The sequence below is a fragment of the Streptosporangium sp. NPDC048886 genome, assembly GCF_055586905.1.
Map to the genome: position 1 here is coordinate 194,138 of NZ_JBVJHH010000016.1, position 7,258 is coordinate 201,395.

At 68.5% G+C, this 7,258-nt stretch carries 7 protein-coding genes and 1 pseudogene; 4 read left to right on the forward strand and 4 right to left on the reverse strand.

All coding sequences use genetic code 11. From position 1 onward, the window contains the following. Positions 1 to 230: 230 nt before the first annotated feature. The 3 genes from ACZ6R6_RS21670 to ACZ6R6_RS21680 are packed head-to-tail and all read right to left on the reverse strand — an operon-like array spanning position 231 to position 2,142. Positions 231 to 653, reverse strand: coding sequence for a CBS domain-containing protein (locus tag ACZ6R6_RS21670; protein ID WP_470095863.1), 423 nt, complete (start codon positions 651 to 653; stop codon positions 231 to 233). Between the two features lie 57 nt (positions 654 to 710). Next, on the reverse strand, positions 711 to 980 hold the full coding sequence (locus ACZ6R6_RS21675) for a sulfurtransferase TusA family protein (RefSeq protein ID WP_306857580.1): 270 nt from the start codon (positions 978 to 980) through the stop codon (positions 711 to 713). A 25-nt stretch (positions 981 to 1,005) separates the two neighbouring features. Then, positions 1,006 to 2,142, reverse strand: a complete 1,137-nt coding sequence (locus ACZ6R6_RS21680; protein ID WP_470095865.1) for a cysteine desulfurase family protein — start codon at positions 2,140 to 2,142, stop codon at positions 1,006 to 1,008. 216 nt (positions 2,143 to 2,358) lie between these two features. On the opposite strand from ACZ6R6_RS21680, the gene ctaC reads away from it, so the two are divergent. The 4 genes from ctaC (at position 2,359) to ACZ6R6_RS21700 (ending at position 6,526) form a co-directional block, all read left to right on the forward strand. After that, positions 2,359 to 3,108: an aa3-type cytochrome oxidase subunit II gene (gene ctaC / locus ACZ6R6_RS21685; protein WP_470095886.1), complete on the forward strand. Its 750-nt coding sequence runs from the start codon at positions 2,359 to 2,361 to the stop codon at positions 3,106 to 3,108. Continuing rightward, entirely contained in the window at positions 3,105 to 4,769 is a 1,665-nt protein-coding gene (gene ctaD / locus ACZ6R6_RS21690) for an aa3-type cytochrome oxidase subunit I (RefSeq protein WP_470095867.1), read from the forward strand. The genes ctaC and ctaD overlap by 4 nt, the downstream gene beginning before the upstream one ends. After that, on the forward strand, positions 4,766 to 5,161 hold the full coding sequence (locus ACZ6R6_RS21695) for a cytochrome c oxidase subunit 4 (protein WP_451934701.1): 396 nt from the start codon (positions 4,766 to 4,768) through the stop codon (positions 5,159 to 5,161). The genes ctaD and ACZ6R6_RS21695 overlap by 4 nt, the downstream gene beginning before the upstream one ends. A gap of 156 nt (positions 5,162 to 5,317) precedes the next feature. Next, the gene (locus ACZ6R6_RS21700) at positions 5,318 to 6,526 is read left to right on the forward strand and encodes a L,D-transpeptidase (RefSeq protein WP_470095869.1); all 1,209 of its coding nucleotides are present in this window, start codon (positions 5,318 to 5,320) and stop codon (positions 6,524 to 6,526) included. Positions 6,527 to 6,918: 392 nt separating this feature from the next. Here ACZ6R6_RS21700 and ACZ6R6_RS21705 read toward each other — a convergent pair. Continuing rightward, a pseudogene (locus tag ACZ6R6_RS21705) lies at positions 6,919 to 7,258 on the reverse strand (cytochrome bc1 complex cytochrome b subunit); the annotation flags it as partial.

Here is a 7,258-nt window from a genome sequence, read left to right on the forward strand (position 1 = left end):
CCGCTCACGGGCTCCGCCGCGGGCCGTGTTCCCGCCCCTGGGCGGCGTCGCCCGTCGTGAGGTCCGTGCCACCCGCGGGCCGTGTTCCCGCCCCTGGGCGGCGTCGCCCGTCGTGAGGTCCGTGCCACCCGCGGGCCGTGTTCCCGCCCTTGGGCGGCCTCGTCCCTCGTGAGGTCCGTGCCGCCGGGGCCGGAGTGCCCGGGGCCGGGCGGGCCCCGGGCGGTGCGGGGTCAGGCCCCCGTGTAGATGTGATGGACGAAGTCGGCGAGCTGGTCGTCCGGAAGATGTCTGGCCAGATCAGCCTCGCTGATCATCCCGACGATACGGTTGTTCTCGATCACCGGGAGCCGCCTGATCTGGTGCTCCTCCATCTTGGCCAGGACCTCCCCGACGGTGGCGTGCGCGGCCACCCAGACCAGGCCCGCGGCCATCTCTCCGGCGGTCACCCTCGACGGGTCCTTGCCCGCGGCCACGCACTTGACCACGATGTCACGGTCGGTGATGATCCCCTTGAGCCGGTCGTCGCTGCCGCAGACCGGCAGCGCGCCGACGTTCATCTCCCGCATCATCTGCGCGGCGCGGTCGAGCGTCTCGTGCGCCTCTACGCAGCGGGCCCCCGGGCTCATGAGGTCCTTGGCGGTCTCTCCGCTCATTGTTCCCCCCGAAACGTGTGCTGGGCTTTCAGGGGGTCCTACCCGTTTCCCGGCGGGTCAGTAGTTGCGCCGCACGTGGATGGCCCAGCCGCCGCCGGGCAGCTCGTAGCTGGCCACGTGGTGGTGGGACTTCAGCCGGCACCAGGCCGGGATGTCGGTGAAGGCCGCGGGGTCGTCGGCGAGGACCGAGACGATCCCGTTGCGCGGGACGTGGTTGATCTGCTCGGCGAGCATGATGATGGGGATCGGGCACTTCTTGCCCAGCGCGTCGATGGTCAGCGCCGGAGGCTGGGTGGATCCCTCCGTGGCGGTCTGCCTGGACGTCATGAAACCTTCACTCCCCGAATGTCGATCACGACCTTACGCCCGCCTCCTCGCGGATCCTCTTCACCATGTCCGGCAGGACGGCGAGGAAGCGGTCGACGTCCGCCGCGGATGCGCCCTGAGGCAGCGATACCCGGACGTTCCCGTGGGTAAGCACGCCCATGGCCTCCAAAACGTGTGATGGACGAAGCGTACTCGCCGTGCAGGAACTACCGGACGATATGGCGAATCCTGCCTTATCTAGTTCTGTCAACAATGCCTCACCTTCTACGTAAAGACACGAAAAGGTGACAATATGCGGGGCTCGTGCGACGGGATCGCCGATGACCTCGACGTCGGGGACGAGCCGGGGCACCTCGGTCCTGATCCGGTCCACGAGCGCCGAGAGCCGGGCCGACTCCTGCGCCGACTCGGCCGCCATCGCGCGCAGCGCGGCGGCCGCCGCGACGATCGCCGGCACGTTCTCGAAGCCGGGGACCCGGCGGCGCTCCCGCTCGTCCTCGGGGAGCGGGCTGCGCCACCGGGTGCCCTTGCGGACCACCAGCACGCCGACCCCCGCGGGGCCGCCCCACTTGTGCGCGCTGGCCGTCAGCACCGACCAGCCCCGCGGCGGCGGCATCCGGCCCACGGACTGCGCCGCGTCCACCAGCAGCGGCACGCCGGCCTCGGCGCACAGGGCCGCCGCCGCGGCGACCGGCTGGACCGTGCCGACCTCGTGGTTGGCGCTCTGCAGGCAGGCCAGGGCCGTGCCGTCGGCGCGCACCGCCTCGCCGAAGGCCGTCAGGTCCACCGTGCCGGTGCGGCCGACGCCGACCGTCTCGACCGAGCCGCCGTCGCGTTCGTGGACGCCGGCGGCGTGCAGCACGCTGGAGTGCTCCACCGCCGAGGTCACCAGGCGGCGCCCGGCGCGGCGCCGTCCGTGCAGGGTGCCGAGCACGCCCAGGTGCACCGCCTGGGTCCCGGAGGTGGTGAAGGAGACCTCGTCGGGCCGGGCACCGAGCGCTTCGGCGACCTCGGTGCGCGCCTGTTCCAGTAACATCCTTGCCCGGCGGGCGGGACCGTACAGTCTCGCCGGATCGGCCCAGCCGACGTCGAGCGCCGCGATCAGGGCCTCGCGTGCCTGAGGGTGCAGCGGCTCGGTGGAGGCCGCGTCGAAGTACGCCACGCCTCAATCGTCGCATCAAGCGCGGCGCAATCGGGGGCTGCGCGGGAGGGCGGGGGTGGTCCGCGCTAATGTGTCCCCCAGCGTAAAGCTGTGAACTACAAGTTGTGAACATGAATAAACGACCGCCCAGGAGTGACTCCTGGGCTTCATCTGTGGGGTAGGCGATCCGTGAGTCCGACCCGCCGTTCTGCACGGCGTCCGTTGGCCCGCCGCCGGGTGCCACGCGCTGCCGCTCTGGCGCTGGTGTTGGTGTCCGCGACGGCGTGTAGTGCCGAAGACTGGTCCCGTGGCGGCTTGCCCGGTGGCGTCACCAAGCAGGCCGAGACCGTCCAGAATCTGTGGAACGGATCCTGGATCGCCGCTCTCGCCACCGGTGTGGTCGTGTGGGGCCTGATCCTGTGGTCCGTTGCCTTCCACCGCAAGAAGAAGCACTCGAAGGATGAGCTGCCGCCGCAGGTGCGCTACAACCTCCCCATCGAGATCCTCTACACGGTGGTGCCGATCATCATGGTCGGCGTGTTCTTCTTCTTCACCGCGCGCGACCAGAACTACATCAACATCGTGTCCGGCCAGGCGCCGGTGAAGGTCAAGGTCGAGGGCTTCCAGTGGAGCTGGCGCTTCACGACCGAATACAACGGCAAGAAGGTCGAAGTCGTCGGCAAGCCCGTGGGCGACTACACCCAGGGGCCGCAGCTGATGCTCCCGGTCAACCAGAAGGTGGAGTTCGACCTCGTCTCGCCGGACGTCATCCACTCCTTCTGGGTGCCGGCCTTCCACTTCAAGCGGGACGTGATCCCCGGGGTGGAGAACAAGTTCGAGGTCGACACGCTGGACAAGCCGGCCGTCTACGCCGGCCGGTGCGCCGAGCTCTGCGGCGTCGACCACAGCCGGATGCTCTTCAACGTGAAGCTCGTCCCGCAGGCCGAGTTCGACCAGTACATCGCTAGCCAGGCGGGTGCCCAGTGACCGCACTTAACGAGCCCATCGCCCTCGCGCCGGTGACGACCCGCAAGGGATCGATCATCACCAAGTGGGCGTCGTCCACCGATCACAAGATCATCGGGCACCTCTACCTGATCACTTCGTTCGTGTTCTTCCTGATCGGCGGCGTCATGGCGCTGATCATGCGAGCGGAGCTGGCGCAGCCGGGCCTGCAGATCACCAGCAACGAGCAGTTCAACCAGCTGTTCACCATGCACGGCACGGTCATGCTGCTGATGTTCGCGACGCCGCTGTTCGCCGGCTTCGCCAACGAGCTCATGCCGCTGCAGATCGGCGCCCCCGACGTGGCGTTCCCGCGCCTGAACATGGTCAGCTACTGGCTGTTCACCTTCGGCAGCACCATCGCCCTGTCGGGGTTCATCACCCCGGGCGGCGCGGCCAGCTTCGGCTGGTTCGCCTACACCCCGCTGTCGAACGCGATCAGCTCGCCGGGCGTCGGCGGTGACCTGTGGATCGTCGGCCTGACCATCAGCGGTCTGGGCACGATCCTCGGCTCGGTCAACTTCATCACCACGATCGTCTGCATGCGCGCCCCCGGCATGACCATGTTCCGGATGCCGATGTTCACCTGGAACGTGCTGCTCACCTCGATCCTGGTGCTGATGGCCTTCCCCGTGCTGGCCGCCGCGCTGCTGGCCCTGGAGGCCGACCGCAAGCTCGGCACCCACATCTTCGACTCGGCCACCGGCGGCGCGCTGCTCTGGCAGCACCTGTTCTGGTTCTTCGGCCACCCCGAGGTCTACATCATCGCGCTGCCGTTCTTCGGCATCGTGACCGAGATCCTGCCGGTCTTCAGCCGCAAGCCGCTGTTCGGCTACATCAGCCTCGTCGGCGCGACCATCGCCATCGCGGGTCTGTCGATCACGGTCTGGGCGCACCACATGTTCCCGACCGGACAGGTGCTGCTGCCGTTCTTCTCGTTCATGACCTTCCTCATCGCGGTCCCGACCGGAGTGAAGTTCTTCAACTGGATCGGCACGATGTGGCGGGGACACCTGTCCTTCGAGTCGCCGATGCTGTTCTCGATCGGCTTCCTGGTCACCTTCCTGTTCGGCGGCCTGACCGGTGTCATCCTCGCCTCGCCGCCGCTGGACTTCCAGGTCGCCGACTCCTACTTCGTCGTGGCCCACTTCCACTACGTCGTCTTCGGCACCGTGGTGTTCGCGATGTTCGCCGGCTTCTACTTCTGGTGGCCCAAGTTCACCGGCAAGCTGCTCAACGACACCCTGGGCAAGGTGCACTTCTGGACGCTGTTCATCGGCTTCCACACCACCTTCCTGGTCCAGCACTGGCTCGGCGCGCAGGGCTTCCCGCGCCGCTACGCCGACTACAGCCCGATCGACGGCTTCACCGACCTGAACATGGTCTCCTCGGTCGGCGCCTTCCTGCTGGGCGCCTCCACGCTGCCGTTCCTCTACAACGTGTGGAAGACCCACAAGACCGCGCCGAAGGTCACCGTGAACGACCCGTGGGGCTTCGGCAACTCCCTGGAGTGGGCGACCTCCTGCCCGCCGCCGCGGCACAACTTCACCTCGCTGCCGCGCATCCGCTCCGAGCGCCCGGCGTTCGACCTCAGATACCCCTACGCCTCGGCCCCGCGTGAGCAGCAGGAGGAGACCCGATGAAAGTCCAGGGTTGGTTGTTCATCCTCTGCGGGATCTTCTTCGCCGCAGTGGACGTCGTCTACTGGTTCTGGTCGAGGGAGCCGGTCGGCACGACGGCGATGGCCATCTCGGTGGGCTTCGCCTTCATGATCGGCTACTACCTGATGTACACGGCCCGCCGCATCGGCGACCAGCCGGAGGACAACAAGCAGGCCGAGATCAGCGACGGCGCTGGGGAGCTCGGCTTCTTCAGCCCGCACAGCTGGTGGCCGCTGTTCGTCTGTCTGGCCGTCTCGCTCGCCGCGGTCGGGCTGGTCATCGGCTGGTGGCTGTTCATCATCGGCGTCTTCGCGATCATCATGAGCATGATCGGTTTCGTCTTCGAGTACTACCGGGGTCACTTCTCGCACTGATCCCGGCCGATCTCCGCTGAGAAGCGGGCCACGGAAGATTTCCGTGGCCCGCTTTTTTGTGTTTGTTGGCTGTTCATGAGGCATGCCGTACGTGGTGCTCCGCTTACTCCGGGTAATAACAGAATCAGTCGATCAGTCCGGGACGGGGGAATTCACGTGAGGCAGGCGATCCGCGGTTCGAGCCAGGGGGCCGGGCTGCTGGCCTTGGTGCTGGTGGCCTCATGCTCGGCCGGCACCGGCACCGACGTACGGGGCGGGCCGAGCCCCGCGAGCCACGCCGACGCCACCGTCACCGTGCTGCCCATCGACAAGACCGGCAGGGTGCCGACCGACACCACCGTCCTGGTGGCCGCCCGCGGGGGGACCCTGAAGAAGGTGACCGTGAAGGGCCGCGGCGGCCTCCTGCCGGGCACGCTGAGCGCCGACGGCACCCAGTGGCGCAGCCGGGGCACCGCGGCCCCCGGCACCTCCTACCAGGTCAGCGCCACCGCGGTGAACCCGGCCGGCAAGGTCACCCAGACCACCACCTCCTTCTCCACCGTCAAGGCCGACAAGACCTTCGCCATCGAGACCTTCGTCCCCAACGAGGACATGACAGGTCTCACCGTCGGCGTCGGCATGCCGGTGATGATCACTTTCGACCAGCCCATCACCGACCGCGTCTCGGTGGAGCGCAACCTGCTGGTCCACACCTCCAAACCGGTCTTCGGGGCGTGGCACTGGTTCGACGACAAGACGGTGCACTTCCGCCCCAAGGAGTTCTGGCCGGCCCACACCAAGGTCCGGGTCGAGGCCCGCCTGGCCGGCGTGCGCGGCGGCGAGGGCCTGTACGGCGCGCGGAACCAGCGCATCGAATTCAAGATCGGCCGTTCCCAGATCACCCGGGGGAGCACCGACACCCACCACCTGACCGTCAGGCGCGACGGCAGGAAGGTCCGCGAGATGCCGATGAGCGCGGGCCAGGGCGGGACCTGGAAGTACTACACGACCAGCGGCATCCACCTGGCCATGTCCCGCGAGCCCGTCACCGTCATGACCTCGCCCGGGATCGGGCCCGGCCAGGCGGGCTACTACCAGATGACGGTCTACAACACCGTCCGCATCTCCAACAGCGGCGAATACGTCCACAGCGCCCCGTGGTCGGTGGGCTCGCAGGGCTACTCCAACGTCAGCCACGGCTGTGTCAACGTCAGTCCGGCGAACGCCAAGTGGTTCATCGACAACACCCTGATCGGCGACCCGATCATCATCACCGGCTCGCCCCGGGAACTGGAGCCCACCAACGGCTGGGGGCACTGGCAGGAGAACTGGAAGCAGTGGCTCAAGTGGAGCAGCGTCAAGCACTTCACCACCGAGGCCCGCTGACCGCGCCTGCGCGGGCCCCTGGGGGCGCCGTACGGCCTTGAACCGGGGAGAAGGGACACGTGCGCGTGAGGAGCCGTGAGAGGCCTCCAGGGCGGTCCCTGGAGGGCCCGGGGCCGTGCCGGTGGGGCCCGGAGGGGCATGGCTCGGCCGGGTGACCGGGGCGGGCGGCGGGCGCGGTGGGCGTGGAAGCCTCTGAGGAGGCCGTACGGCCCGCCCGGCGGGACGTGGGCTCCCCTGGGGGCTGGGACGTAGGAGCGCCTCAGGGGCCGTCTCGGGGCCGCCGGGGACCGTCCCGGAGGCATCGGGAGACCATTCCGTGCGGCGCCGGGGACCGTCCCGGGAAAGCCGACAGGGCCCGGACACCGAGGTGTCCGGGCCCTGTGCGTGGCGGATCAGTGGCGGGTGAGGGACTTGTCTTCCTCGCCCGCGCCGATGGCCGCGTGCTCGTCGTGACCGTGGTCACCGTCGAGCGGGATCTTCTCGCCGCCGTAGGCCTTGCTCATCTTGGCGCGGAGCTTGCCGAGCGGGCCGCGCATCCCCTTGGGCGGGATGCCGTCGACGTCGACGTCGGTACCGGTGATCGTCGGGATCGCCGACTTGCCCCGGACGTGCGCCTCGATGGCCTCGTTCGGCGGGACGTGGACCTCGATGTATTCACCCGAGGGCAGGCGCTTGATGACGCCGGACTCCACGCCGTGCCCGATGACCGCGGCGTCGCTGCGCTGCAGGCCC